At 62.5% G+C, this 23,832-nt stretch carries 30 protein-coding genes, 1 tRNA gene and 1 pseudogene; 20 read left to right on the plus strand and 12 right to left on the minus strand.

Annotated elements, in window-relative coordinates; genetic code table 11:
* Window positions 1-26 precede the first annotated feature (26 nt).
* The 7 genes from NJQ99_RS01755 to NJQ99_RS01785 all read left to right on the plus strand — a co-directional run bounded on the left by NJQ99_RS01755 (window position 27) and on the right by NJQ99_RS01785 (window position 6,680).
* Window positions 27-1,169, plus strand: a complete 1,143-nt coding sequence (locus NJQ99_RS01755) for an ABC transporter substrate-binding protein (protein WP_269331083.1) — start codon at window positions 27-29, stop codon at window positions 1,167-1,169.
* Between the two features lie 91 nt (window positions 1,170-1,260).
* On the plus strand, window positions 1,261-2,148 hold the full coding sequence (locus tag NJQ99_RS01760; protein WP_269331084.1) for a branched-chain amino acid ABC transporter permease: 888 nt from the start codon (window positions 1,261-1,263) through the stop codon (window positions 2,146-2,148).
* The gene (locus tag NJQ99_RS01765; protein WP_269331085.1) at window positions 2,145-3,098 is read left to right on the plus strand and encodes a branched-chain amino acid ABC transporter permease; all 954 of its coding nucleotides are present in this window, start codon (window positions 2,145-2,147) and stop codon (window positions 3,096-3,098) included. The genes NJQ99_RS01760 and NJQ99_RS01765 overlap by 4 nt, the downstream gene beginning before the upstream one ends.
* On the plus strand, window positions 3,098-3,883 hold the full coding sequence (locus tag NJQ99_RS01770; RefSeq protein ID WP_269331086.1) for an ABC transporter ATP-binding protein: 786 nt from the start codon (window positions 3,098-3,100) through the stop codon (window positions 3,881-3,883). Before NJQ99_RS01765 ends, NJQ99_RS01770 begins: the two co-directional genes overlap by 1 nt.
* Entirely contained in the window at window positions 3,870-4,589 is a 720-nt protein-coding gene (locus NJQ99_RS01775) for an ABC transporter ATP-binding protein (protein WP_269331087.1), read from the plus strand. Before NJQ99_RS01770 ends, NJQ99_RS01775 begins: the two co-directional genes overlap by 14 nt.
* The gene (locus NJQ99_RS01780) at window positions 4,582-5,346 is read left to right on the plus strand and encodes an SDR family NAD(P)-dependent oxidoreductase (RefSeq protein WP_269331088.1); all 765 of its coding nucleotides are present in this window, start codon (window positions 4,582-4,584) and stop codon (window positions 5,344-5,346) included. Before NJQ99_RS01775 ends, NJQ99_RS01780 begins: the two co-directional genes overlap by 8 nt.
* Window positions 5,343-6,680, plus strand: a complete 1,338-nt coding sequence (locus tag NJQ99_RS01785; protein ID WP_269331089.1) for an NAD(P)/FAD-dependent oxidoreductase — start codon at window positions 5,343-5,345, stop codon at window positions 6,678-6,680. Before NJQ99_RS01780 ends, NJQ99_RS01785 begins: the two co-directional genes overlap by 4 nt.
* A 166-nt stretch (window positions 6,681-6,846) precedes the next feature.
* Here NJQ99_RS01785 and NJQ99_RS16330 read toward each other — a convergent pair.
* Both NJQ99_RS16330 and NJQ99_RS01795 read right to left on the minus strand, forming a co-directional pair.
* A pseudogene (locus NJQ99_RS16330) lies at window positions 6,847-7,260 on the minus strand (PACE efflux transporter); the annotation flags it as partial.
* A gap of 498 nt (window positions 7,261-7,758) precedes the next feature.
* Window positions 7,759-7,831: transfer RNA gene (locus NJQ99_RS01795), tRNA-Thr, on the minus strand.
* Window positions 7,832-7,913: 82 nt separating this feature from the next.
* Between NJQ99_RS01795 and NJQ99_RS01800 the strand changes: the two genes are divergently transcribed.
* Window positions 7,914-8,231 carry a hypothetical protein gene (locus tag NJQ99_RS01800; protein WP_269331090.1) on the plus strand — a complete coding sequence of 106 codons (318 nt, stop codon included), beginning with the start codon at window positions 7,914-7,916 and terminating at the stop codon, window positions 8,229-8,231.
* Between the two features lie 160 nt (window positions 8,232-8,391).
* Here NJQ99_RS01800 and NJQ99_RS01805 read toward each other — a convergent pair whose 3' ends face one another.
* The 6 genes from NJQ99_RS01805 to NJQ99_RS01830 form a co-directional block, all read right to left on the minus strand.
* Window positions 8,392-9,246, minus strand: a complete 855-nt coding sequence (locus tag NJQ99_RS01805) for a GIY-YIG nuclease family protein (RefSeq protein ID WP_269331091.1) — start codon at window positions 9,244-9,246, stop codon at window positions 8,392-8,394.
* A 69-nt stretch (window positions 9,247-9,315) separates the two neighbouring features.
* Window positions 9,316-10,635, minus strand: a complete 1,320-nt coding sequence (locus tag NJQ99_RS01810) for a glycosyltransferase family 2 protein (protein WP_269331092.1) — start codon at window positions 10,633-10,635, stop codon at window positions 9,316-9,318.
* Window positions 10,632-10,874, minus strand: coding sequence for a hypothetical protein (locus tag NJQ99_RS01815; RefSeq protein ID WP_269331093.1), 243 nt, complete (start codon window positions 10,872-10,874; stop codon window positions 10,632-10,634). Before NJQ99_RS01815 ends, NJQ99_RS01810 begins: the two co-directional genes overlap by 4 nt.
* Window positions 10,871-11,062 (minus strand): hypothetical protein, encoded by a 192-nt coding sequence (locus NJQ99_RS01820; protein WP_269331094.1) that lies wholly within the window; start codon window positions 11,060-11,062, stop codon window positions 10,871-10,873. The genes NJQ99_RS01815 and NJQ99_RS01820 overlap by 4 nt, the downstream gene beginning before the upstream one ends.
* A 95-nt stretch (window positions 11,063-11,157) precedes the next feature.
* Entirely contained in the window at window positions 11,158-11,556 is a 399-nt protein-coding gene (locus NJQ99_RS01825; protein WP_269331095.1) for a GIY-YIG nuclease family protein, read from the minus strand.
* Window positions 11,556-12,560, minus strand: a complete 1,005-nt coding sequence (locus NJQ99_RS01830) for a hypothetical protein (RefSeq protein WP_269331096.1) — start codon at window positions 12,558-12,560, stop codon at window positions 11,556-11,558. The genes NJQ99_RS01825 and NJQ99_RS01830 overlap by 1 nt, the downstream gene beginning before the upstream one ends.
* A 244-nt stretch (window positions 12,561-12,804) precedes the next feature.
* Between NJQ99_RS01830 and NJQ99_RS01835 the strand changes: the two genes are divergently transcribed.
* Window positions 12,805-13,932, plus strand: coding sequence for a DNA-methyltransferase (locus NJQ99_RS01835; protein ID WP_269331097.1), 1,128 nt, complete (start codon window positions 12,805-12,807; stop codon window positions 13,930-13,932).
* Here NJQ99_RS01835 and NJQ99_RS01840 read toward each other — a convergent pair.
* Entirely contained in the window at window positions 13,924-14,847 is a 924-nt protein-coding gene (locus NJQ99_RS01840; protein WP_407933346.1) for a BstXI family restriction endonuclease, read from the minus strand. The two genes, NJQ99_RS01835 and NJQ99_RS01840, sit on opposite strands and share 9 nt — an antisense overlap.
* Here NJQ99_RS01840 and NJQ99_RS16335 point away from each other — a divergent pair.
* The 3 genes from NJQ99_RS16335 (at window position 14,823) to NJQ99_RS01850 (ending at window position 16,432) form a co-directional block, all read left to right on the plus strand.
* Window positions 14,823-14,894: a hypothetical protein gene (locus tag NJQ99_RS16335; protein WP_407933352.1), complete on the plus strand. Its 72-nt coding sequence runs from the start codon at window positions 14,823-14,825 to the stop codon at window positions 14,892-14,894. The two genes, NJQ99_RS01840 and NJQ99_RS16335, sit on opposite strands and share 25 nt — an antisense overlap.
* 147 nt (window positions 14,895-15,041) lie before the next feature.
* A complete protein-coding gene (locus tag NJQ99_RS01845) occupies window positions 15,042-15,242 on the plus strand; it encodes a helix-turn-helix transcriptional regulator (RefSeq protein WP_269331099.1) in 201 nt (66 codons plus the stop codon).
* The gene (locus NJQ99_RS01850; RefSeq protein WP_269331100.1) at window positions 15,239-16,432 is read left to right on the plus strand and encodes a hypothetical protein; all 1,194 of its coding nucleotides are present in this window, start codon (window positions 15,239-15,241) and stop codon (window positions 16,430-16,432) included. The genes NJQ99_RS01845 and NJQ99_RS01850 overlap by 4 nt, the downstream gene beginning before the upstream one ends.
* Window positions 16,433-16,480: 48 nt before the next feature.
* On the opposite strand, the gene NJQ99_RS01855 is transcribed toward NJQ99_RS01850, so the two are convergent.
* Both NJQ99_RS01855 and NJQ99_RS01860 read right to left on the minus strand, forming a co-directional pair.
* Window positions 16,481-16,678: a hypothetical protein gene (locus NJQ99_RS01855; RefSeq protein WP_234170186.1), complete on the minus strand. Its 198-nt coding sequence runs from the start codon at window positions 16,676-16,678 to the stop codon at window positions 16,481-16,483.
* A 342-nt stretch (window positions 16,679-17,020) separates the two neighbouring features.
* Window positions 17,021-17,269, minus strand: coding sequence for a hypothetical protein (locus NJQ99_RS01860; RefSeq protein ID WP_269331101.1), 249 nt, complete (start codon window positions 17,267-17,269; stop codon window positions 17,021-17,023).
* 482 nt (window positions 17,270-17,751) lie between these two features.
* Between NJQ99_RS01860 and NJQ99_RS01865 the strand changes: the two genes are divergently transcribed.
* From NJQ99_RS01865 to NJQ99_RS01890, 6 genes are all read left to right on the plus strand, one after another.
* Window positions 17,752-17,937 carry a hypothetical protein gene (locus NJQ99_RS01865; protein WP_269331102.1) on the plus strand — a complete coding sequence of 62 codons (186 nt, stop codon included), beginning with the start codon at window positions 17,752-17,754 and terminating at the stop codon, window positions 17,935-17,937.
* 195 nt (window positions 17,938-18,132) lie between these two features.
* Window positions 18,133-18,366, plus strand: coding sequence for a hypothetical protein (locus tag NJQ99_RS01870; protein WP_234170182.1), 234 nt, complete (start codon window positions 18,133-18,135; stop codon window positions 18,364-18,366).
* A gap of 11 nt (window positions 18,367-18,377) precedes the next feature.
* Window positions 18,378-18,713, plus strand: coding sequence for a hypothetical protein (locus NJQ99_RS01875; RefSeq protein ID WP_269331103.1), 336 nt, complete (start codon window positions 18,378-18,380; stop codon window positions 18,711-18,713).
* A 171-nt stretch (window positions 18,714-18,884) separates the two neighbouring features.
* Window positions 18,885-19,307 (plus strand): hypothetical protein, encoded by a 423-nt coding sequence (locus NJQ99_RS01880; RefSeq protein ID WP_269331104.1) that lies wholly within the window; start codon window positions 18,885-18,887, stop codon window positions 19,305-19,307.
* A 458-nt stretch (window positions 19,308-19,765) separates the two neighbouring features.
* Window positions 19,766-20,188, plus strand: a complete 423-nt coding sequence (locus NJQ99_RS01885; protein WP_269331105.1) for a hypothetical protein — start codon at window positions 19,766-19,768, stop codon at window positions 20,186-20,188.
* A 10-nt stretch (window positions 20,189-20,198) separates the two neighbouring features.
* The gene (locus NJQ99_RS01890; RefSeq protein WP_269331106.1) at window positions 20,199-20,909 is read left to right on the plus strand and encodes a hypothetical protein; all 711 of its coding nucleotides are present in this window, start codon (window positions 20,199-20,201) and stop codon (window positions 20,907-20,909) included.
* Here the strand turns inward: NJQ99_RS01890 and NJQ99_RS01895 are convergent.
* Window positions 20,878-21,756: a tyrosine-type recombinase/integrase gene (locus tag NJQ99_RS01895; RefSeq protein WP_407933353.1), complete on the minus strand. Its 879-nt coding sequence runs from the start codon at window positions 21,754-21,756 to the stop codon at window positions 20,878-20,880. The two genes, NJQ99_RS01890 and NJQ99_RS01895, sit on opposite strands and share 32 nt — an antisense overlap.
* 7 nt (window positions 21,757-21,763) lie before the next feature.
* On the opposite strand from NJQ99_RS01895, the gene NJQ99_RS01900 reads away from it, so the two are divergent.
* Together NJQ99_RS01900 and NJQ99_RS01905 are read left to right on the plus strand one after the other, a co-directional pair.
* Window positions 21,764-22,921 (plus strand): tyrosine-type recombinase/integrase, encoded by a 1,158-nt coding sequence (locus NJQ99_RS01900; RefSeq protein ID WP_269331108.1) that lies wholly within the window; start codon window positions 21,764-21,766, stop codon window positions 22,919-22,921.
* Entirely contained in the window at window positions 22,918-23,583 is a 666-nt protein-coding gene (locus NJQ99_RS01905) for a hypothetical protein (protein WP_269331109.1), read from the plus strand. Before NJQ99_RS01900 ends, NJQ99_RS01905 begins: the two co-directional genes overlap by 4 nt.
* The last annotated feature ends 249 nt before the right edge of the window (window positions 23,584-23,832 follow it).

A 23,832-nucleotide genomic window follows, 5' to 3' on the forward strand; every position in this document is an offset into this window, starting at 1 on the left:
AGGATGCTAAAGGAAGGGAGTGCAACATGAAACACTGGTCTCGAGTACTGGGGGCGGCGGCCGTTGCTGTCGGCCTCGCCGGGACGGCCATGGCGGCCGACCCCGTCAAGGTTGGCGTGATCCTTCCGCTGAGCGGTCCGAGCAGTCTCGCCGGATCGGAAGTCATTCAGGGAGTGCGCCTCGCGGCCGAGGAAGCAAACGCTGCGGGCGGCGTTCTGGGTGGCCGTCAGATCGAGCTCGTTGTCGAGGATGATGAAAGCTCGCCGACGAAGGGCGCGACCGCGGCCCGCAAGCTGATCGAGCAGGACGGCGTCGTGGCCATTGTCGGCACCTACAACAGCGCCGTGGCGATGTCGGCGCTGAAGGTCGCGGCAGAGGCGAAGATCCCGATGACCTCCGGCGGTTCCACGTCCGTTGGCGTCACCAACATGAACGAGCCCGGCAATCCCTGGTTCTTCCGGGCCTTCCCGGGATCCGACCAGCAAGGGTCGGAGTCTGGTCTCGACACTGTGAACGTGCTGGGCGCCAAGCGGCTCGCGATCGTTCACGACAACTCGTCCTACGGCAACTCTCTGGCCGACATGTTTGCCGAGGTCACGAAGGCGAACGGTGCGGAGATCATCGCGCGCGAGTCCTACAATGCGGGCGAGCAGGACTTCTACGCGATGCTGACCAAGCTCGGCGCGCTGAAGCCGGAGGCGGTGTATCTCGCCGGTCTCGTCGGCGATGGCGCGAACATCGTCCGGCAGGCCTCGGAAATGGGCATCCAGACGCAGTTCGTGGGCTCGGGCAGCATGATGACGGACAAGTTCATCGAACTGACGGGCCCGGCGTCGGAGGGTTTCGCCGTTTCGTCGATGTTCGAGCCTGACACGCCGAACGAGCATGGGGCTGCTTTCGCGAAGCGCTTCAAGGAGCGTTGGGGCGTTAACGCCAACGTCCATTCCGCGCTCGGCTACGACTCCATGGCGGTTCTTGCGAAGGCCATCGACCGCGCCGGCTCCACGGACGGGACCGCGATCCGCGATGCGATGATGAAATCCGGCGACGTTCCGCTGGTTCAGGGACCTCCGGGGACCACCGCCGCCTATGACGAGAAAGGTAGCGTCAACTTCAACATCGGCATGGCGATCGTGAAGGACGGTAAGCGGCAGCTGCAGCCCTTCTGATCGGTCTCGACCCCAAAGATCCGGCGACAGCAGGGCGCCTGTCCCGCTGTCGCCGGTCCTGGTTCCTCACGCAAACGCGGGCCCGGCACGCATGTACACCATCGATTTTGCCATGACGCTTTTCGTGAACGGTGTGATCACGGGCAGCGTCTACGTGCTGGTCGCGATGGGTTTGACCCTGATCTTCGGCATCCTGCATGTGGTGAACTTCGCTCATGGCGAGTTCTACATGCTGGGGGGCTATTTCGGCATTGTCGCGGTCATGTATTCCGGGATGCCGCTGCTTGCCGCCCTTCTCGTGTGCATGGTGCTGATCGCACTGATCGGCATGCTGGCGGAACGCCTCGTCTTCCGGCCGATCCGGGGGAGGGATCCGACGGATTCGATCATCTCTTCCTTCGGCCTCGCGGTTGCGATGCAGAACGCAGCGCTGCTCGTATTTGGGCCGCAACCGCAGATCATCCGCACGGAAATGGCGCGCGTCACGTTCAGCATCTTCGGCGTCTTCATGACGCTTCAGCGCGCCATCATTCCGATCATCGCGGCAGTTCTCGTGATCGTCTTCCACCTCGTGCTCCGTTACACCTGGACCGGGAGGGCGCTGCGGGCGGTCGCCCAGCATCCGACGGTAGCGACCCTGTCGGGCGTGGACGTGAACCGCGTGGCGCTGGCGACCTTCGCCATCGGGGCCGCGCTGGCGGCGGGCGCCGGGGTAATGATGTCCAGCGTCTTCATGGTGCAGCCTGCTGTCGGCAACACCATCGCGCTGAAGGCGTTCACGGTCGTCATCCTGGGTGGCATGGGCAACATCTACGGCGCGGTCGCAGCCGGTCTGCTGCTGGGCATCGTGGAGAGTTTCGTCTCCGGCTACATCTCGAACGAGGCACGCGAGATCGTGGGCTTCGCCCTCGTGATCCTCGTGCTGATGGTGCAGCCGTCCGGCCTCTTCAGCTTTGGCAAGGCGGTCGACCGGGCATGAGCAGGATCGTGACGAACCCCTGGGGATTCGGGCTGGCAGCCGCCGCCCTCGGTGCGCTTGCACTGTTTCCGCTGACCGCGCCGAACAGCTATTTCCTCCACATCTTCATCATTGTCTTCATCTACGTGATCCTGGCTGTCGGCCTGGACCTCGTGTTCGGCTATTGCGGTCAGTATTCCTTTGCGCAAGGCGCGTTTTACGGGATCGGCGGGTACACGGCAGCAATCCTTTTCCGGGACCTGGAATGGGGGTTCTGGGCGACATTGCCGTCCGGGATCGTTGTCGCCGGGCTGTTCGGTCTGCTGCTTGGCGTTCCATCGCTGCGCCTGGCGGGTCACTTTCTGGCGATCGTGACCATCGCGTTCCAGACGATCGTCTATCTGCTGCTCGGCTCCTGGACGGGCTTTACCGGCGGGCAGTACGGGATCGGGATGCCGCGGATCGAGCCCTTCGCATGGGCCGGTCTGCCGCGCCATGAGGGCTTCTATTACCTGGCGTTGCTGGCGATGGCCCTGGCCGTCCTGATCGGCTGGCGGCTTGCCGCCTCGCGGATCGGCAAGGAGTGGGTTTCCATCCGCGACGACGAGATGCTGGCCAAGGCCGTCGGCCTCAACACAACGCGCTCCAAGCTCATCGCCTTCGTTCTCAGCGCCGCGTTCGCGGGCGGGGCGGGCGTTCTGATCGTCTATTATCTCGAGGGCGCGTACCCGCAGGACTTCGCGATCATCACGTCGGCCACCATCATCGCCATGGTGGTGGTCGGCGGGCGCGCGACGATCATCGGGCCGATCCTCGGTGCGGTCCTCTTCACGGCCATGCCCGAGTTCCTGCGCTTCACCGAGGACTACAAGCTGATCATCTACGGTTTGCTCATGATCCTTGCGATGACCTTCCTGCCGGCCGGCCTGATCGGCCTTGGGCGGCGGCTCGTCACGAGGAGGGCCGATTGATGGCACTGCTGACGTGCGAAGGCGTGACACGGACGTTCGGCGGCATGGTGGCCGTCAACGAAGTGGATCTGCACGTGAACGAAGGCGAGATCGTCGGGCTGATCGGGCCGAACGGCTCGGGCAAGTCGACGATGGTCAACCTGATCACCGGCGTGCTGCCGCCGACCTCGGGCCGTATCATGTTCGACGGACGTGACATCACCGGTCTGCCCTCGTGGAAGATCAACCGGCGCGGCATTTCCCGGACCTTCCAGTTGTTGCGCCTCTTCAAGTCGCTGAGCGTTGCCGACAACATCTCCATGCCGCTGCATCCGCGGCACAGGGCGGGGTTGCTCGCGTCGATCCTTGGCCGATCCGAGGCAACCGCCGAGGACGAGGCGAGCTATGCGCAGGCATGCGAGTTGCTCGACCTTTTCGAGCTTCGTGCATTCGCCGACCGCCCGGCGTCCGACCTGTCCATCGGCCAGCAGCGCATGGTCGAACTGGCGCGCGGCATCATCGTCAACCCGAAGCTGTTCGTCCTCGACGAGCCGGCGGCTGGGCTGTCGCCTCCCAACGTCGACAAGCTCATCGCGCTGATCCGCCGGCTTCGGGACGAGCGCGGGATCACCATTCTCCTGGTGGAGCACGTGATGCGCGTGGTGCAGGAGTTGTGCGACCGCGTCATCGTGCTGGACTACGGGACAAAGATCGCCGACGGGCCGCCGCGGGAGGTTTCCGAAGATCCCAAGGTCGTCGAGGCCTATATCGGCGGTGGAAAGGTGTCGCGGCGTGCTCGAGCTTGACAGTGTCACCGCCGGGTACGGCAAGGCGCAAATCCTGAACGGCATCTCTCTCACGGTGCCGGAGGGGAAGATCATCGCGCTGCTCGGCGGCAACGGCACGGGCAAGTCCACGACGCTCAAGGTGGCCGCGGGCCTGCTGCAGCCGACGGGCGGCGAGGTGCGCTTCGCGGGCGAGCGGCTCGACGGCGTCAAGGCGAGCAAGGTGATCGAGCGGGGGCTGTGCCTCGTCCCGCAGGGAAAGGAGGTTTTCGCCGCCATGTCGGTGGAGGAGAACCTCGTCATGGGCGCCTATCACCGGCGTTCGGACAAGGCGGGGATCCGCGCCGACCTCGAGGCGCGTTACGCGCAGTTTCCTGCCTTGCGCGACCTTCGCAGCCGCGCGGCCGGCTATCTCTCCGGCGGCGAGCGCCAGATGCTCTCGATCGCGCGTGCGCTGATGGGACGGCCCAGGCTGCTGATGCTGGACGAGCCATCCGCCGCTCTTGCGCCCAAGGTGGTCGAGCAGATCGCGCAGATCGTGCTCGACCTGAACGACAGCGGCCTCACGGTGCTTCTCGTCGAGCAGAACGTCGCCATGGCCATGGCGGTGGCCGAGCATCTCTACATCATGCGCGACGGCCGGATCGCCTTCGACCGGCCGATCACCGCTGAGGACGAGGGGACCGACGATCTGAAGGCGTTCTATCTGGGACAGGACTATGGCTGACTTCAGCGGCAAGCGATGTGTGGTCACCGGCGCGGCCTCGGGTCTAGGACGGGACGTGGCCGGCGCCCTTGCGAGGTCCGGAGCGCGTCTGTGCCTTGCCGACCGGGATGGCGATGCACTGGACCGGACGGCGCGCGATCTCGCGGGCGTCGAGGTGGCCCGAACGCTCGACGTGTCGCGCGACGAAGACGTCGCGGCCTTCGCGGCAGAGGTGCAGGAAAGCTGCGAAGCGGTCGACGTGCTGATCAACGCCGCGGGCATCCTCGGCCCTGCGGTGTCCGTTGCCGACTGCGGGGAGGCGGACTGGGACCGCGTGTTCGCGGTCAATGTGAAGGGCAGCTACCTGATGGTGCGCTATATCCTGCCGCTGATGCGCAAGGCCGGCGGCGGCGCCATCGTCAACTATGCCTCGACGGCCGGTCTGGCGGGGTCTGCGACACTCGGGCCCTACAGTGCGAGCAAGGGCGCGGTCGTGATGATGACGCGCAGTCTGGCGCTGGCTCATGCCGGCGAGAAGATCAGGGTCAATTGCGTCTGTCCCGGCTCCATCGAGACGCCCATGCTGGATGCGACGTTCGCCAGCGCGGGGGGCGCGGAAGCGCAGGAAGAGCGTCGCCGACAGTTTCGCGCGCGGCATCCTTTGCTGCGGTTCGGCAGGCCGGAGGAGGTCACTGAAGCCGTCCTTTACCTGGCGAGCGACCGGGCATCGTTCACCACCGGCGTGGCGCTTCCGGTCGACGGCGGAAGGCTTGCATGACACCCGCCTCGTCGGGCGCGCCCGTCCTCTCGCCCGACTTCTCGGGCGAGCCGTTCTGGTGGGAGGACGCGCGGCCTTCTCCCGACCGGTGCGAAGACCTTCCGGCGTCCTGCGACGTTCTGGTGATTGGTGGCGGATATGCCGGACTGTCCTGTGCTCTCGCCCTCGCTCGCGGGGGAGCGAGCGTCATCGTCGCCGATTCCGAGATGGCAGGCTTTGGCGGGTCGAGCCGCAACGGCGGCCAGGCGAACGGCGGCTGGAACATGATCGACCTTGCTGCCCCCGATCAGGGGGCGATGCGCGCCCGCGTCGAAAGCGGACTGGAGTCGCAAGGCCACTTTGAGGAGCTTCTGGCGCGCGAAGGCCTCTACGACTGCTACGAACCGGTCGGAAAGTTCGTCGCAGCCTATGTGCCCCGGCACTACGACACGCTGCGGCGCAAGGCAGAGTGGGCGAGCGCGAACGGCTATCTCGACGCCGAGGAGGTCGCCCCAGAGAACGTGCACGAGGAAGTCGGCACCGAATTCTATCACGGCGGTGTCCGGTTCAGCCGGGGTGGCCTTGTCCAGCCTGCGCGGCTTCATGCCGGTCTGCTGGCGCGGGTCGCGGCTGCGGGTGCCACCGTTGCCAGTCCTGTCCGGATCGACGGTTTCCGCCGGGTTCCGGGCGGCTACTCGGTCGAGACGACGGCGGGCGACATCAGATGCAACAATCTCGTCGTGACGACCAACGGGTACACAGGGTCCGCAACACCGGACCTGCAACGCCGCGTGGTGCCGGTTGCTAGCTACATCATCGCCACCGAGCCGCTTGCGGACGAGGTCGTTGATGCACTCATCCCCAGGCGCCGCGCGGTGTCCGATACGGCGCGCGTTCTCACCTATTTCAGGCTGTCGCCGGACCACCGTCGCATGGTGTTCGGCGGGCGGGCGAGCTTTGCCTCGGTCAGCCCGGAGGAGGGCGCGACCGGGCTGCACCGCATGATGACGGAGCGCTTTCCGCACCTGCGCGATGTGCGCGTCACCCATGGCTGGAAGGGAAACGTCGCCTTCGCCCGGGACCGGCTGCCGCACATGGGCGAGGCGGACGGGTTGCATTGGGCGCTGTGCTGCAATGGGTCCGGGGTCGTGATGATGACGTACCTCGGCGCGAAGATCGCCCAACGGATCCTGGACCGGCCCAATGCGCCCGTTTGCGCCTTCGACGGCACGGGCAGCGCCAATCAGGCATTTCCCGCGATCCCTCTCTACAACGGGCGGCCCTGGTTCCTGCCCGTCATCGGCTTGAGTTATCGCCTGAGAGATTTCGTCGATCGACTTCAGTCCGCTCGATAATCTGGTGTCGGAAGGGGTTTTGTACGGACGCGCCCGTCTTGCAGCCCCGTTCTCCTGATGGGTGTAGCGCGGTTTCGGCAGTTGGCGCCGTTTGCCCAACGGCCGCAGGAAAATCAGCAAGAGATGGAAGGGGTTGGCGCGATCTTGTCCTCCGCCCGCCGCGTTCGGCGGCCGGGACCGGGAAGACGATGTCGTACGCCCAGTTGAAGACGAACGCGTAGACCAGGTAGGAGGCCGCGAAGGTGACGTCCATCAGGAACGCCTTCACAAGCCCGATCCCGAGGTACCAGGCGATCACCGGCAGGAGCACGAGCAGCAATCCCCCCTCGAACAGCAGCGCGTGCACGATGCGCGTTGCAAGCGTCTTGCGCACGCTGCCCTTCAGGCGGAGCAGGGCGTGGTCGAAGATCAGGTTGTAGACATAGTTCCAGCATGTCGCGATCGTCGCGCTGATCACCACGACCGCGCCCATGTCCTGCAAGGGCTCGTCGAAGGCCAGCGCGCCCGCGGGCGTGACGATGAAGAGGGCGATGAGCTCGAAGCTCACCGCATGACGGATCCGATCGCCGGTGCTGCGCAAGGGAACGCTCCCGCGTGGTCTCGATGCACGGGTCGTCCCGGCGCTTTCACCGGCATGGGGGAGGTCGTCCTCGCTTGTGCGGGATATAGAGGCTTTGCCGTCCGGATTGAACAGACCGAAGCGCGACTTTTCCTGCGTCGGCCCGAACGGCCGTCGCGATCGCGCATGGGGAGCCGCACAGGACAGTATCGGTCGTGCAGCAGACCGCGAACCCGGACGACAATCAGACCATCGGCCGCGCCCGCTTCGCCAGCTTGCCAACTCCGTGAGTCCCTCAAGGGCGGGCACGGAGAGACGCTTCCCGGATGCTTACCTCTTGCTTACCCGGTTCTTTTGGATGGAGGGTCTTTGTATATAACATATTCAAATTATTGGTGCCGGCTGAGGGACTTGAACCCCCGACCCCCTGATTACAAATGACGCCAGATCACGCCTTCAATCAAGTGGTTAGCGGGCCTGACACCACGGTTTGACCGGTATTTGATTGCTGATTTTGCGTGCCCCCACGACGATTCGAACGCCGGACCCCCTGATTACAAGTCAGGTGCTCTACCAGCTGAGCTATAAGGGCTACGCCCGTTCCCACTATCACGCTAACGCTCTGACTCGCAACCCATCTTGCCAGTAAAACTTGGTCGTGCGATGCTCAACCCATGAGCGAGAACGACACCAATCGCGGACGCGACCTGCCCAAAGGGCCTGACCATCTTCCGATGCCCGATCAAGACACGCCCGATAGCATCGAGTACCGCATCATCCTGGCACGCAGCAAGGCGATGAAGACCCTAGAGCCGTATATTCGCGACCTGCCGGAAAACAAGCTGTTCCCGACCGCCTCTGTCGGCACGGCAAAGACCGAGGCGAAGCATCGGAAGAAGATCGCAAAAGCCCTTACCGATGCGATGAAGGCGGGTGTCCCGCCGTCCGATTTCCCCGAGGCGTTGTTTAAACGGGCGGGCATCCGGGTCTAAACCCGCGTCTGTCGTCGTGCTCGTGATCGTCGATTGGGTCAATGCACCATCAGCACCGCGAGAGATGCGGCAGAGCGCGTCAGCCAGTGGGGGAGCGTGGGGTTGCCCCTATGGCGGCAGGGCAGCGGCTATAACCGAGTTATACGCCCAAGCCACGCGGTCACGCGCGGCAACGCATCCAGGTTGGCACGTTCTCATGGTCGGGATTGGCTTCTGCCCACTGCATGATGGCCCAGCACTCCTCGACCGCGTCGCATTCCAGGTCATTGTGGTTCGGGATGCGGTGCCAGAACCGAAAGCGCTCGGTTGTGGAGCCAAGCCGATAGTCAATGATCTGGCTAGCCGTCTTCAAGGCGCGTGCGGCTTCGCAGGCAGATGAGTAGATGCGGCCTTCGATGAACACGTTGGGGTGCTTCGCGTTCATCCGCGCAGTCACCCGCTGATGGAACGCCGGGTCAGCCCAGCGCTCGGAAATTTGTTCAACACGCCGCTGGCGAACCTCTGGCTCGGCAAGGCGGGCTTTCAAACTGTCAGCACGACGCCTCACCCATTCTGGATCGGCTATGCAGCGTTTCAGTGCACTGATTGAACGGTTGCGCTCTTCGGCACAGGCCAGGCGCGCTTTGAAGATATCCGAATGCCTTTTGCGTGCCCTGGCATTATTGGACCAGTATTTCTTTAATCCTGCGGTCTGCCTTGCTCGCGTCTCGTCACTGGGCAGGCTGTTATCGCCACCCGTTCGCAGGTTGTAGCCGCCCGGTGCCAATGTGCCTCGCTGCGCAATCTCGAACGCCTCAAGGCGGTTCAACTCGTCTAGGTCGTCGCTCTCGTGCAGCATTTCGACGCTGAACGCGTCCGCGCCATACTTTCTGATGGCGTGCGCGACGGCACGGCAACCTGCCGGTCTGTTGAGTGCATCCCAGACATGGCTCCGCCACCTTGCGCTGAGTCTGTCGGTTGTCTGCCCGACATACTGCTTCCCGCTGGGGCTGGTGATCAGATAGACGCATCCCACTTCGGGCCGACTCCGTTGTTTCGTCGCGCTGATCGTGGACGAGCCTGGGCGCAGAACGCGAGCAGTCATTCAGGATGGACCCGACAATCTCGGGCGGTTCTTGACCAAGCCGTGATCCGTTTTTCTCCACAGAGAGGGGCAAACCACCAATTCCACCACGGCAATCGCCATCGCGACGGTGTGCAGGAAGGCATAGAGCGGCAAGGCGAACGCATCCCAGGGCGACCGTTCGGCCCTGATCGCCGCGACCATGAAGACGATGATGGTCAGGGCGTAGCCGGTGAACAGCAGAACGGCCAGCGGGCCGTGAGGATCGTTGAAGGCGACGGCCATCCCGACAGGATGGGATGCGAGGCACAAAAGCTGGACCGGGAGTTGAACAGCAAGGGCGACACGATCACGCAGCCGCATCGGCGGGGTCCAGCGGTCGATAGCCTTCGGCAACAGGCCGTGGACAAGCACGGCTTGAAGCCAACCTTTAATCCAGCGAGAACGCTGTTTCACCCACGCGCTGATCTCTCCGGGCGCTTCCTCCCCTGTGACGGACAGGACGACTGACGACGTGTAGCCAGCGCGCGCCAGCCTGACTGCAAGGTCTGCATCCTCAGTAACCGAGTGCGCGTCGAAGGCCCCGACCGCCATCAAGGCATCGCGCCTTAAGAATTGAGTGGTCCCGCCAAGGAGGAACGGAACACCTAGCCATGACAGGAACGGGAGCACTCCCTGAAACAAAACGAGATATTCAAGTGCCCACAGCCTCGTGACGAGCGGCCCGTCATGGTCACAGGCGAGAACACCCTGAACAGCGGCGCACCTGGGATCAGACAGGAGCCGTGCGACTGCGCGTCTCGGCTGATCTGGTGCGGGGCGGTCTTCGGCGTCATAGACCACGACGACGCTTCCAGTAGTGTGCAACAGGCCGTAGTTGACCGCCCTCGGCTTTGTCCGCGGCCTGCCGTCAGGCACAACCAAGACCTGAAACGGCCAGAAGTCGAGTGCTGCGCGTGTCTCGTCGTCGTCCTGCTCGACCAGCAAGACGATCTCAAGCGACGGGTAGTCGAGGGCGCGCATCGCGGCCGCAAGGTCCGGGATCACTGACGGCTCGCGATAGACGGGTAAGAGGACGGTCAGGCGCGGCCATCGTGCAGGCTCCGGGTCGGTTGCGTCCTGCCACCTGATGAGGGCGGCAGCACGCAGCACGAGGACGGCGAGGAAGCAAGGCACGAGCAGCCATGCCAACGGCGGCCAGATCAGCGGCAGCAGCGCGACCAGGACGACGACCGCCCCAAGCCAAGGCTCCCTGATCGAACGAGCAGACAGGTGCTCTGGAACGGAAGAAGCCGCCCGCTGGGCGGCTTCGGTGACGTGGGAGAAGGTTTCGTGTCTCATCCTGTCCACACCTCCCCGAGTTCGGAGGCATCGCGGATGGTGCGCTGATCGCCAGGGCGCATCTTGCGGGGGCGTGACGACACGGCGACGTGCTTCATCTCTGGACGGGCCCTTGCTCGCGCCGCGATGTTCAGTGCCTGGGTGTAGGAGGAACACTTGATGCAGTAGAGGGCACGGCCATTCCTCGCCTCGCCCCAACCGGACAGGAACGTGTCCTGCATGTTGACGAACCACGTCATGCCGCGCGCACCACGCTGCGGAGGCGAGAAATCTCGCTCTGGTGCTTGAGGGCGATCAGGGCAAGGGCAACGTCCAGCGCAAAAGCGCCGTCGTCGCGCAGGATGCGCGCAACGTCCTTTTGGTTGCCGTTGAGGAAGAAAATGGCGATGCGCGTCGCGTCGCGTTCGGTCAGTTCGGGCTTGCTCATGGTTGCTCCGTTGATGAAAAAAAAGCGGCCCGTGGGGCGGGCCGCTTTCGTTCATCGGTGGCGCTTGGGGTCTCGAAACAACCGATCTTTTGAGGTCAGATTCCCGCGATCAGGAGCACGAGGGTTAGCCAGCCGAGACCTTCGACAACGCCACGCAGGATGCGCCAGGCGCGGCGCGCAATGGTCGGGCGGGTTGTCGATCCGTGCAGGCGGTCAAGCGCCCGCACAGCGCGGTCAGCAGGCAGGGCAAACCACTCGCGCCCTGCATCTGTGCGGAAACGGTCGAGAGCCGCGTGAGCGCGGCGCTCTGCCGCCCGCACGTCGTCAACGTGCCACTTCGCGACGACGTGGTAAGGCTGGGGCGACCCCGTATCGTGCAGTTCTGCGGCCCGCTCCTCCGGTTCCCGCGTCGTAAACCCGACCTTGCAGACGCGAGGCATGGCCGGGTTGGCAATGACGTAAAGCCAACCCGGTTCGATCACGTTCAGGGCCATCACTTGCAAGCCGCGACCAAGGCGTCCGCGCGCGAGATCGTCGCTTCGCGCACAGGCAGGCGCTTGAGGCCTTCAGGCATGATCAGGAAATACTTGTCGCCTTTGCGCTCGACGCCGAGGCCGACCTGTCCCATGTCCCAGCGCAGGGCCGACGTGACGGTCGAACGGCTCCACCCCGTCACTTCGATAAGGTGTTCCAAGGTCGCGCCGCGCTGCATGGCTTGGGCGAGCAGGTGACGTTTCGAGCCGTCAGTCATCGGGCGCACCTTGGCGAGGTCCGTCGCGGGCTTCTGGATCACCCGATCCTCAAGGGTGCGTGCCTTGCGGGCGGGCTTGTCCGCTTTCGCCGTGTCAGCCTTGGGCGCGTGCGTCGGGCCTTGGTTCGCGATGATGCCTTCGGCCAGCAACTCGAACGCGACGACAACGCCCCAGTCGGTCAACACCTGGTCAACACCTACCGCTCCGTTCGGCTTCTCGCAGTTGGCATCGAGCAGGCCCTTCGAGGACAGCGACGAGATCACGCCCTTGACCTGATTCTTGGTCAGGCCCGTGCGCTGCGCAATCTCGGCCACGTCGGCCCAGGTCATGTTGTCCGCGCGCATCGCGTCCAGGGTCTCGGCCCCGTTGCAGTCGATCCCGGCTTCCAGGTGCGCGACGACGACGCGCTTTTCAAGGTCGGTCAGGTTCTGGACCACTTCGCTCAGCGTCGGTTCGGTCGGTTTCCCAAGGAGAGTTTCCAGCTTGCCGGACGCGATCTCGTCCCGGGTGGGTTCGGCCCCGCTCAACAATGCCTCGTTGCGGTGCGCATCGCGCTGCTCGTTGAACACTTCAACGATACCTGCGAACGCCGCGAGGGCGGCCTTCTTGGTCGTCGCGCTGCCCAGGACCTCGGCAATCCGCCCGTCCTCATAGGTCTCGACCACAACGTCCCAACCTTGATCATAGTGGGCGTTCGCATGTTCGCGGATGAAGGCGACGAGTTGGGTGGTGTTGAACTTCGGCATGATCGTGTCTCCGTTGATGGGGCACACAGCGCGCCCGGTGACACGTTCATAAGTTCCATCTTTGTTCTCGCTCAACCGGGGTTCGCGGGGCAAAGATGTTGTTTGTTTGAGACACCTTGGCTGGCGTTGCCCAATCTGGGGGCGCTTGCTCGAACGTCCTGACCTACGCGCTAGGCGTGGTGCATGTGTGATTGCGCGGCCCCTACATATCGCGTAATCCTAAGCAAAAGTGAGCAAGCGACACATGGCCTTCGAGATTCCCCGTTCTGAAACCCAAATCTACCCAATGAACCGACAAGATGCTTTCCGCAGGGCAAGCGCAAAACTTGCTGGTCATTCGGCCTTTAGCAGTCCCGAGCACAACCTGTGCAAAGGGGACTCGCTCGAATTGCTCAAGATGATTCCGAGCAATTCAATCGACCTCGTGCTGACTGATCCTCCATATCACTCGACGAAGAAGGCGAACATCTACGGCGACGCGAGTTTTGGCGACGATGAGGAATATCTGACCTGGATGGATCAGTATTTTGCAGAATGGCACCGCGTCCTTAGGCCCAATGGTTCAATCTATCTTTTCTGCTCGTCGGAAATGATGCCCTTCCTTTATGTTCAGGCGTCCAAGACGATGAACATGCACAGCACGATCACCTGGACCAAGCCGAACGAGCCAGGTTATGACGGCTGGAAACAGAAGATGAAGAAAACGGCATTGCGCCAGTGGTATCCGCACAGCGAGCGGATTATCGTCTGCTCGCCCGCGCGCGAGGGGAACCTTCACAAATCCCCGTTCGGCCTTTTCCTGCGCGATTGCAGGAAGCAATGCGAATTGTCCTCGAACGAACTCACGGAGATTATCGGGGCCTACGGCAAGGTCAACAACGGCGGTGCTGTCTCGAACTGGGAAACAGGCCGTAACATTCCGAGCCGCGAACAGTATGCCAAGATGTGCGCCGCCTTCATCGGCACAGGTAAGATTGCTCTGATGCCTGCCTATGAGGACGTGATCCGCGCCTTCAACGTCGATCCGAGCCAGCCATTCACCGACGTCTGGGAGCACATGAACGTGCGCCAGTACAAGGGCAAGCACCCAGCCGAGAAGCCGCAGGACTTGCTCAAGTTGATCATATCGACCAGCAGTTATGAAGGCGACGTGGTTCTCGACTGCTTCAATGGCTCAGGCGCGACCATGCTCGCGGCCCATGACCTCAACCGCCGTTCCATCGGGATCGAGATCGAAGACAAGTGGGTTGAGTATGCGGCGGCAAGCCTTTCTGCGCGGATCAAGGAGGGCAGGACGCAATCTGCTGCGCCGCGCGCCCAGATCGCGCCGAACGGCAAGGCCCCTGCTGAATTGCCTCTATTCTCAGTTTAGCATCCGGTTGTGCCGGAGGACATTGGCCATCCACTCAAGCGTTGGATGGATGCCCGCATCTTTGCAGACGACATTGCAGTGATGGTGTCCCCAGCCGAGGTTGTAGGGGCGGTGATTGAATACTCCGTAGGCCAGTTCCTGAATATGGAACAGGTTGATCTCGGTCACGGTCAAGTCGTGCCGCTCACGACCTGACGCCTGCGGCAAGCGGCTCAAGAAGCCTGCGGCACTGATCGGTTCTAGGCAAAGTGGGCAAACTAGTTCCCGCGCACTGTTCAGAATGCGAGTTTCCTCGAGCCGCCCATAATCGAGGAGGCCCAATTGGGTCGCATTCTCTAGCACCGCCGTTCTGCGGCGACGAATCTCATCCTCTGACATACCTGCGGTGAGCATCTTTTCTTCCGCATCGACTGCGTGCCAGAAAGCCGCCTCAAGTTGAATTCTCGTTGTGCCAAGTGTTGCAGTGTCGGCATACTCGTAAAGGCGAATGCCTGCGCCCTTCAATCCAGTGCTCGTGAAGCCGATATTGATCCGCGCATCGTTCTCGGAAGTGGTATTCGCAATTCGCGCCGCGAAGTGACCACCCAAAGGGGCCGTGCGCGACGTGGGAGGCGTGAACCCATATTGATCTGGATTGAATTGCAGCCACTCATCGCGGCGCTCGAAATAGACGAGGGCATTGACCCCAATCTCTAATTCATGCCGGGTAAGGTCTTGCCCCTCTGTCTCGAAATAGTCGCGAGGTGGCACCAGAACGATAAAACCGTTCTCATATGGGAGCGCGCGAATGGCTGGGATTTGCACCCAGACCGCGAATGGAATCAGAACAGTTGAATTGCGACCAACTCGGTTCTGGAAAATCTGATCGTCGTCGGCTCCACGCGTCTGCCCTGTCTTGTAAATCTTGCGGTCCAAGAGGCTCGGTAACTTGGGCAGTCTCGCCATGGGCACTCGTCCATTAGTTGTTGCAAGACATGGCTACCTCGAACGTCACGCGAAGTAAATCACTCCTCCACCTCAGAAAGCCGACCTCCACCTTCGATTGCCCGCTGCGACGCCCTTCCTCACCATGTAACGTCATGTCATGATGCAACCTCAAGGAGATCGCCATGGCAGTGCAGTCGCGCGTGTTACCTGAATGGCCGGAGTGGATGAGCGAGGAAACCGCCGCCCGCTACATGGACACGTCCCAGAACACCCTCAACTACTGGCGGGCGCACGGGAAAGGCCCTGCGTTTAAACGCATCGGGCAGAGAATGGTGCGCTATCAGAAGGCGGAACTCGACGCCTTTATGGAGGCGCAGGGATGACCACGTTCCGCGAAAGACAGGATGAGACCGACTTCTTCTGGGAACAGGACGAATTGCTTCGGACCTATCGCGGGGTCGTGAAAAAGATCGTGCCTCGCGCGCAGCACATGGCTCGCAAGCATCCGCGCCTCCAGAAGGAAATCTCGGAATCGACACTGCGGAAGGCGATCAGCGGCGATCACGTCTGGGAACCTATCGCGCAGCTTCTGGCTGAGTTGCGGCGTGAGGTGGCACGCGATCCGCGTCCGGCTTGCGAACCGCCAGAGATCCCGGAAACCATCGACGCATTCCGCAAGGTGGCGCTCGAATATGCGCCAAACACCTGGTGGTATCGTGCCCTTGCTCTGGATGACCTCTGCAAGCCGAGTTCGTTCCAGACCTGGATGTCGCGCGGTGAGCCGAAAGAATGGCCTGCGGTCAGGGAGCGTGCCGTTGCATGGCGTTTGCGCGTCATGTCCGCACTCGATCGCTGGGAACGGTGCGCCCGCGAGCAGTTCGACCGTTTCGAGATGCTCGATACCTGGGTTAAGGACGTTCTCGACGCCAGGGGCGAAGTCGCGGCCTTGCAGGAGTTCAAGCGCCTGCGGGACTACGAGACAATCTCCTATCACATGTGCTTCGATCCGGCGAACCCTGAACGGCCTCAGTTCGAGTTCCGTCACCGCAAGGACGAGAGCGAGGACGCGGCGGCGCTCAAGAAGCTGGCCGATGCAGGTTTTCCGCGCTACCGCGCTGACGACCCGAAACCGGAAACCTGCGAAGTCGTCAGGACGTTCCAGAACTTTGTCTCGGACGATTTCCGCTGGGAATGGTCCTCGCAGGTGATCGTTGAGCGGACGCTGCGTTGGGACGCATGGACGCGCGGCATGGCGCGCACGGACAGGTTGCTCAAGGTTCGCGTCAAAGTGCCGTCGTCCCTGGCCGTCGAAGGCGAGACCATTGAACAGGACCGCCGCCGCGTCTGGATCGAACGCAAGGCGGAATGGTACTACGAGTTCTCGCCCTACGTCTGGCGGTGGCGGGACGTTGATGAGCACGACATTCCCGGCGGGGCCGATGCACGGGACGAGGCAATGAGGCGCGCGGGCCTGGATGCTGAGGGGCGTGAGCCTGTTATTGACGGCTACCTTCTGGACTGCATCCCGCCTATCGAGAAAATCGAACCTGGGCGGGTTTACACCGTCGAATGAAAGAAGGCCGGCTTGTCGCCGGCCTTTTTCGTTTCATGGGTTAGGCAATCAGGCGAAGGAGGTGCTTGCCGCCGTGCCCTGCGCAAGACGGGCATTGTAGCGCAGCACGGCAAGGGTGCCCATCGCGGCGCGGCGGAAGGACCAGCGGATCAGTTCGCGGGCATTCTGCGGGTCACGTTCGCGCGCCATCACGTCTTCGATCACCTGGTCGATATGGCGAAGGTCTTCGGCAAGTCCGGGGTTCATGGTCGGGTCTCCGTTCTGATGCGCGTCGGGCGCGGTTGATGCTTTGCATCATATCGCCCAGGTGCGGCATGGCTCGACCAAGGATGAAGGTTACTCCTGGAATAACTCGGTTATGCAGGGCGGGCGTTCAGGATAACTGGCTTATCCAGTGCTATCGCTGCTGCGCTCAATAGCGCGCGCGTGCATATGCGAAAAAAAATGATGATGATTGCGGCGAAACTCATCATCATCATTTTTTTGTTCATATGCGTGTGCGCGCGTTCTGGTGCAGCATTCTGGTTTCGACGCCTCGGGATCATCATCATTTTTTTTCGCATACACATGCGCGCGTGCAGATAGCCGTCATTCCTGAGCATAAACGCCCACGGCGTTCAGGATCGGCACTTTTGGAAAGCGGTCCTGCCGTCGCTGAAAGGCGATGAGCGTCACCTGCGCGAGATCGTCCTTGCTGATGCGTGCATGGCCAGCTTCTGCAAGCGCCGTGCAAACATGGAAGTAGAAGGCGACCTTTCCCATGTCCTCTGTCACCTCGTCGCCGATCTGCTCGGCCAGCTTCCGCAGCGGCAGGCTGATTGTCATTTGCTCGTCCATTGCATCCTCCATCGTCGAACCGACGATACAGGGCAGCGCGTTCTGCCGCGACCGATCCTTCAGGAGAGGGCGTGACCACCCAAAATGTCAGCCTTGGTGACGTATCTCGCGAGCGCGGTATGTCAGCCTTGGTGACGTATTCTGCGCCCATCGACGAAAACCGCGTTCAGCGCGTCAGCGAAGGCGGTTCGTGCCTCTGCCCTACATCGACGCCCAAACGCGCAAGACGCCGCCTCACGCCTCAGCTCTGCCGCGCTCTGCACCATGCGCCGCGCATGTCGTCGCCGTCGTCCTGCATCGCGCCCCGTCGGTCGCGGTCAAGCATCGGTCAAACTGATGGCTGCGCGCGGTCAACGGCTTGATGGTGCAGACGTTCCACCTTGATTGATCATCAGTTCGCGGCGCTCCACCTTCGATCTCGGTCGGATCGCCCAAAGTGAGGTTGTATCGTGCAAGGGACTGACAACGCTAGGAGAAGTCCCTTGAAGAAGCCCAAACCTGCTCCAAAGGCAGACGACCGCCTCGCCGCGCTCCACGCCCAAGGCCTCGACGTGACAGGCATTGCCGACCGCGACGGCACGCCTCTGGTTCAGTGGCGCAAGCCGCCGACCGAAGCCGAGCGCGCGCAAGCCAACCTGATCCTGCCGGGAGCGCTGCACGATGCTTGACGCCGCAACTCTCGTGGACGTTCGGCGCACTGACTGCGCCATCACTTTCTTCTGGTCTGACCAACCCACCGGCTACCAGCGCAAGGTGGCCGAGGACGCGAACCCATCGAACGGCCTGCGCGTCGGCCATTCCTGGCCGGGACCGCGTGACGAAGGCGCTCCCGGCGTATACCGGATTACCGGAGGCAGGCCGTTTTGACAAAGCGCACGGTCAAGACCTTCGAGGAACGCCCCCTCGACCACATCATCGAGAGCGAGACGGTGGACTATGACAACCGCTCCTTCGCCTTCTCGGTGTTCGGCCACGAAGACCCGGCCATCGTCACCGTGATCATCGGGAAGGAGCAGCGCACCCTGTCCCGTGATGCCCACACCGAAGGCTTCACCCGCCTGCTCGACGCCATCAAGCGCGTGCCGCCCGCACGCTGAAAGGACCGAAGATGAAACACCCGAACCCATATGCCGACTTCTGGCTTGCCAATACCCACGCCTGGACGGTCGAACCTGGCGAGGAGGCTCAGGTCTTTTCCTCAGGCGAGGACGCGCTGACCCCTTGGGCGACTGACGACGGCACGCTGCTCCTCGTCTACACATCGACCCGGAACGAACTCGTCGCCCTGCACAACGCCTCCGTGGGCGGTGCGGATGCCCTGCGCGCCTGCGATCTGCCTGGCTGGCCGTGGCGCATCCTGCTCGACGATCTGCCGCCCGCTGCATCGGCCAACCGCGCGCCGTTCACGTTCCCGGTCAAGCAGCAATCAGACGAAGCGGCCTGACGGAATAACCGAGTTATACAAGGAGCAAACCGCCATGATGAACAATCACCTGGAACTTCGATCTCGGTCGCGTTCCGCGTCGATGCTTGCGATGATCAGGGCGAGCGGTTTTGCTCTCTCCTCCTTGGTTGCAGTCAGTCAGGCGGGTCTCTGGAAACGGAGGCCCGTCTGATGCCGTATGCTTCTGGCCGCAAGACGGGCAAGCCCCGCAAGTCGAAGGACGAGTTGTCCGAACGCATGGACGCCAAGCTGCGCGAACTGCGCCTGCACGCGGGCAACGAAGAATTCGACCCCGTGGTGCTTATGGCGATCATCGGCGCGGAGGCCTACGACAAGGGCGAAACCGTCGTGGCACTGGCCGCGATGAAGGAAGTCGCCCAGTATGTCCGACCCAAGCTGTCGTCCGTGAACTTCGAGGGCAAGGTCGAAATTGAAGCGGTCGACTCCCGCATCAAGACAATCGAGATGGCACGCCGCATGGGCGTTCCCGTTGATGGGATGATCCAGCAGCTTGCCAAAGAACGCGGCATGACCCTGGCCGAGGCGTGGGCAGCAGTTGACAACATCGCCATCCCCTCCCTGACGGTCGAATGATGAACGCGGACCTGGACGCAGCCCTCGCGCTCGCGATGATGGTCGCACTCGTCTGCATCGCTCTGCGGTAAGCGCCCCAGCCAGCTAGGCGAGCGCCGGGCGTCTCTGGGTTCGCCCCTACCGTCGCCCCCGAACACCCCAAACCTCACTGGCTGACGCGCTCTGCGAAGGTAGGCCCGTGATCGTGGTCGCAAGTGATCATCCATCAAGACGGTTCGCCTGCGATTGCCGATGGTTGGCACCACGAGCGCCACGAGATTGATGGCGTCTTGACCGTAACACCTCATTTTCCCGCCCGTTGCCAGTCGTGGACCTCAAACACCGGATGGTCGTCTCGGGCTGTCTCGCCGCATCGTCGCGCCAGCCCAAGCACCGCTCAAGGACAGGTCTGGGCTTGGGTTGCGGTTGCTCCTTCCTGCGACGAGCCGGGCCTGTCCGCCCAACCAGAGGAATGAAGAATGCCGGAACCGCTTTACATTGCCAAATCCGAAGCCGACCGAGACTCCGACTTGTTCAAGCGGACGGTCGCGAAGGCAAACGAACTCGGCGTTGACGTGGTGCACGTCAAGCCGGAAGACACGATCCTGACCCGTGATCAGGCGCGCGACCGCGACACCTACATGAAGGCCCGCAAGATGGCCGAAGCCATCGGCCAGACGGTGCAGGTCGTTGACAACCCGACCGACGACGGCACGCAGAAGCAGGTGATCCAGGCGACGCACCACCTGACCGACGACGCGCTCTATATCCGGGCGGGTGCTGTCGATCCGCGCACCTACCAGCGCCTGACGACGCAGGCACGCGCCGAGATGAAGCGGATCGTGCCTGTCAGCACCTGGGACGATGCGCCCGAAGACATTCGCGCGGCACTGACGGCCTGACACTGTGTCGGTGAACCGCTTCACGACCAACAAGAGCGACCACGCGCAGCAGCATATGTGGGCTGCCGTGGTGTTGATGGCCGTCAACGACGCTTTCACTGTCATGCGGGACCGGACAGAACTCGACCGGGCAGAGGCCCTGCGCTTCTTGCTCGCGCCTCATGGGGCCTGGGCCAAGTCGCGGGAACATGTCTGCTCATGTGCAGGTGCAGAACCCGACCGTCTGCACACCTGGGCGCTCGAAGTCATGGCCGGAAAGGTGGTTTTTGGCACCCCTAAGGAAGTGCAGGCATCGCGCGACCTTTGGACCGCCATGAACGCGCCGCGCGAGAAGCCGCAGCCAACCGCGAAGGCCGAGATCGCTCCTGCACCCGACGCAGGGGCGATTCCGCTCCCCTCCATCGTCGATACCTTTGGCGTCTTCGACGTGCGAGACGACGGCACGCTCGTCTGCCCGAACTCTCGCCCGCTGACCGGCCCGTCCTTGCCGCGCGAAAACTCCCAGCAAGGGCGCGTCCTGAAAGCCCTGACGATGCAACGGGGCGGCACCCTCAACAGCCTCCGCAAGGCCTACGCGAAGTGGGAACAGGTCGCGGTCGAGTTGTGCCGCCGCCTCGACCTGGAACTGATCTACCGTCACGATGGGCATGAGGTCGATGGCATCGTTGATGCCGATACCAAGGTCTTTGTCAGACGGCGGCTCCTTTCACCCGCTGCATGATCTCGTCTGCGACCGCCTGAACGGCGTTCCGCACGTCAGGGGTCACGACGTAGGAGTCGGTCATGTTGCCCGCAGCGTGACCCATCTGCGCCGCGCGCTGCGCATGGGGGATACCGATCTCGGTCGCGATGGAATCCCATTCGTTGCGCGTGTCCTTCGGACGCCATGTCTGCGTCTTGTAAGTCAGGGTCGGCAGAGACTGGAGGTAGCCCTTCGACGAGTGCGACGGGAAGACCCAGAACCCACCCGACTTGATCTCGCGCAGGCGCTTCAACTGGCGCACTGTCCAGGTCGAGATCGCCACATCACGCGGCAGGCCGCGCTTCGGGTCGCGGACGTGAATCTTCGCGCCGTCGAGGTCAACGTCCTGCCACCGGAGCGAGAGCACCTCGCCTTTGCGCAGGCCCGTCAGCAGCAGAACCTTGAGCGCGCTCTTGGAATAGAGGTCGTCGATCCGATCAACCTCGCGCCACCAATGGAACACGTCCTTGATCCGCTTCGGGTTGCGGATCACCGTCGACCAACCCTTCGGGAGCGAGGTCGTCGGAACTCGCGTGATCACCTCACGCCGCTGGGCATCGTGCATCACAGCCGAGACGACGCGCATCAGCGCCTTCGCTGTCACCACGCTCGAACGAGACAGCCGCCTCCACGTTGTCAGCACGTCCTGCGGGGTGATCTCGACGGTCGCGCGCTCGAACCAGTCGGGGACATGGACCTTCAAGGTGCGCTCATACTCAGTCAAGGTCGAGGACTTTGCCTTGGAGCCGAAGTGACGGTACTCGTGCCACGTCTGCGCGAACGTCTCGACCTGACCCGGCTGCGGGCGGGGATCGTCGCGCGAGATACGCGCCTTGCGCTACCGCCGGCACGGGCGCACGCACAAGCTGACGGTGGGGCCTTATCCGGCGATCGAACTAGCCGAAGCGCGCGAAGAGGCGCGGGCGGCGCTGCGCGACGTGGACAGGGGCGAAGACCCGAAGCTGAAGCGCGAGGCGGCAGGCATTGCCCGGCGCACGGCCCCGGAAACTTACCGCGAGGCCGTCGAAGACTACCACACGCGCTATCAGGTGGGGCAGCGGGGTAACGCCACCGCGGGCGAGGTTCTGCGCGCGTTGCTCAAGGAAGGCGGCCTGCGCGTATCCAAGGACGGCCACGAAAGGATCGTGCACCCCAAATGGATCAACCGACCCGTTGCGGACATAGACGCGCGGGCGATCCGCAAGCGGCTGGAAGAAATCCGCGACGGCAGGGAAGGGGAAGAGCCGCGCCCCTACATGGCGAACCGCGCGTTCGCGTACTGGTCCCGGTTCTTTGCATGGGCGGCCGAGCCGGGAATCGAGAAGGTGCCTCTATCGCCCATGATCGGGCTCAAGAAGCCCTGGGACGGCGAGGAAAGCCGCTCGCGCGTCTTCAATGACGACGAACTGAAGGCGCTTTGGCAAAGCTGCGACAAGCTGCCCGCGCACCGGGGCGCATTCGTCCGCCTTCTCATGCTGACCGGCAAACGCAAGCGTGCGCTCGCGGGCATGCGTTGGGCGGACGTTGACGAGGCGGGAATATGGACCCCGCCGACCGATCCGAGGCGACGGGCGCGGACTAAGCGACAGCACCCCATTACCCTGCCGCAGCGGACGCGCGAGATACTGGCGAGCCTGCCGCGCGATCCCGAAAACCCCTTCGTATTCGTGGGCAGGCACAAGGGGCGGCCGCTCTACCCCGGTTCCGACCTTCAAGAGGCGGTGCAGGAAGCATCAGGGGTGCCGGACTTCTATTTCCACGCCCTTCGCCACACTGTCGAGACACGGCTTGCCGTCTTGAAGATACCGCCACACGTCCGCGACGCGGCTCTGGACCATGTTCCGGCACGCGGGGCGGGTGCGGGATACGATCACCACGACTATCGCGAGGAAGTGGCCGGGGCCCTCGAAAAGTGGTCTCGCGAAGTGGGGCGGCTGATCGGCGATGAGCCAGGCAAAGTGATCGATCTCTTTGCGGAGGGCGGGCGATGAACTCTACAAAGAAACGACCGGACCGATCCAAAGATTTAAATATGAAGGGTGGTGGAATCGAGCGAATCCTTCGGAAAGCTGTCGGTCTTCCGGAATCTACGAATTCGGGTGATAAATTTGAAAGATTAAGAATTGCCGTAGCTCGAATTGATATTGCTTCATCTAGATACGGAAAATTTCCAAACCCTAAGGAAACGCAATCTCAAATAAGAGAATTAATTGATGGCATGCAGAGCACAATTAAGATGCTCAGTGCGATGGATTCAGAGGTTATTATTTCGTGTGACGCAAGGGATCCATTTAAGGGTCAACATTGGGCTGGATTAACTGGAACAACATCGATAATGCTTATTCGAATGGAGACAATTCTTAAGGAAATTTCGGAGCGAGTTGATGCACAAGTAGATATTCAATTTTCTGGACGCAATCGCCCTCCAAACTTGAGGGCCCGATTCATCGCGTTTGAGCTGGCTCAATACCTTAAGGATGAAACTGGCAAAATGCCTGGGTTCACGTGGAATGCGGAAAAGGGAGTGGCGTATGGCCAGTATGGCAAGACGCTTCATCAACTCTTCCACCACTTGGACGTCCAGGCGGATCTGCGCGCGCCCGCAAAATGGGCACTAGAACACCTCCGAAAGCAGGAGACTTCTGATACCTAAACAGGTCCTGGGGGGAACCCTACGCTCCGCATAGAAACGCTTCAGAGCGGCTTGAGATGCGGAGAAAGAGATGACCGATAGTCTTTCGGACCACGCTTTGGTCAGCGCCCACCGCGTACGTGAGTTGTTGGGCGGGATCTCGCGGGCAACGCTCTTCCGGTGGCGTCAGTCTGTCCCGGACTTCCCGCCTGCCGTACGGATTGAAGGTCGGACCTACTACCGTGTGCGGGATGTAGCCGCTTGGCTGCA

It is taken from the genome of Futiania mangrovi, from assembly GCF_024158125.1.
Classification (GTDB): Bacteria; Pseudomonadota; Alphaproteobacteria; order Futianiales; family Futianiaceae; genus Futiania; species Futiania mangrovi.

Excerpts from the sequence above, each read along its gene's own strand:
- NJQ99_RS01755 (WP_269331083.1), top strand. The coding sequence starts at position 27 with ATGAAACACTGGTCTCGAGTACTGGGGGCGGCGGCCGTTGCTGTCGGC.
- NJQ99_RS01760 (WP_269331084.1), top strand. The coding sequence starts at position 1,261 with ATGTACACCATCGATTTTGCCATGACGCTTTTCGTGAACGGTGTGATC.
- NJQ99_RS01765 (WP_269331085.1), top strand. The coding sequence starts at position 2,145 with ATGAGCAGGATCGTGACGAACCCCTGGGGATTCGGGCTGGCAGCCGCC.
- NJQ99_RS01770 (WP_269331086.1), top strand. The coding sequence starts at position 3,098 with ATGGCACTGCTGACGTGCGAAGGCGTGACACGGACGTTCGGCGGCATG.
- NJQ99_RS01780 (WP_269331088.1), top strand. The coding sequence starts at position 4,582 with ATGGCTGACTTCAGCGGCAAGCGATGTGTGGTCACCGGCGCGGCCTCG.
- NJQ99_RS01785 (WP_269331089.1), top strand. The coding sequence starts at position 5,343 with ATGACACCCGCCTCGTCGGGCGCGCCCGTCCTCTCGCCCGACTTCTCG.
- NJQ99_RS01800 (WP_269331090.1), top strand. The coding sequence starts at position 7,914 with ATGAGCGAGAACGACACCAATCGCGGACGCGACCTGCCCAAAGGGCCT.
- NJQ99_RS01810 (WP_269331092.1), bottom strand. The coding sequence starts at position 10,635 with ATGAGACACGAAACCTTCTCCCACGTCACCGAAGCCGCCCAGCGGGCG.
- NJQ99_RS01815 (WP_269331093.1), bottom strand. The coding sequence starts at position 10,874 with ATGACGTGGTTCGTCAACATGCAGGACACGTTCCTGTCCGGTTGGGGC.
- NJQ99_RS01820 (WP_269331094.1), bottom strand. The coding sequence starts at position 11,062 with ATGAGCAAGCCCGAACTGACCGAACGCGACGCGACGCGCATCGCCATT.
- NJQ99_RS01825 (WP_269331095.1), bottom strand. The coding sequence starts at position 11,556 with ATGGCCCTGAACGTGATCGAACCGGGTTGGCTTTACGTCATTGCCAAC.
- NJQ99_RS01830 (WP_269331096.1), bottom strand. The coding sequence starts at position 12,560 with ATGCCGAAGTTCAACACCACCCAACTCGTCGCCTTCATCCGCGAACAT.
- NJQ99_RS01835 (WP_269331097.1), top strand. The coding sequence starts at position 12,805 with ATGGCCTTCGAGATTCCCCGTTCTGAAACCCAAATCTACCCAATGAAC.
- NJQ99_RS01845 (WP_269331099.1), top strand. The coding sequence starts at position 15,042 with ATGGCAGTGCAGTCGCGCGTGTTACCTGAATGGCCGGAGTGGATGAGC.
- NJQ99_RS01850 (WP_269331100.1), top strand. The coding sequence starts at position 15,239 with ATGACCACGTTCCGCGAAAGACAGGATGAGACCGACTTCTTCTGGGAA.
- NJQ99_RS01855 (WP_234170186.1), bottom strand. The coding sequence starts at position 16,678 with ATGAACCCCGGACTTGCCGAAGACCTTCGCCATATCGACCAGGTGATC.
- NJQ99_RS01860 (WP_269331101.1), bottom strand. The coding sequence starts at position 17,269 with ATGGACGAGCAAATGACAATCAGCCTGCCGCTGCGGAAGCTGGCCGAG.
- NJQ99_RS01875 (WP_269331103.1), top strand. The coding sequence starts at position 18,378 with ATGAAACACCCGAACCCATATGCCGACTTCTGGCTTGCCAATACCCAC.
- NJQ99_RS01880 (WP_269331104.1), top strand. The coding sequence starts at position 18,885 with ATGCCGTATGCTTCTGGCCGCAAGACGGGCAAGCCCCGCAAGTCGAAG.
- NJQ99_RS01885 (WP_269331105.1), top strand. The coding sequence starts at position 19,766 with ATGCCGGAACCGCTTTACATTGCCAAATCCGAAGCCGACCGAGACTCC.
- NJQ99_RS01905 (WP_269331109.1), top strand. The coding sequence starts at position 22,918 with ATGAACTCTACAAAGAAACGACCGGACCGATCCAAAGATTTAAATATG.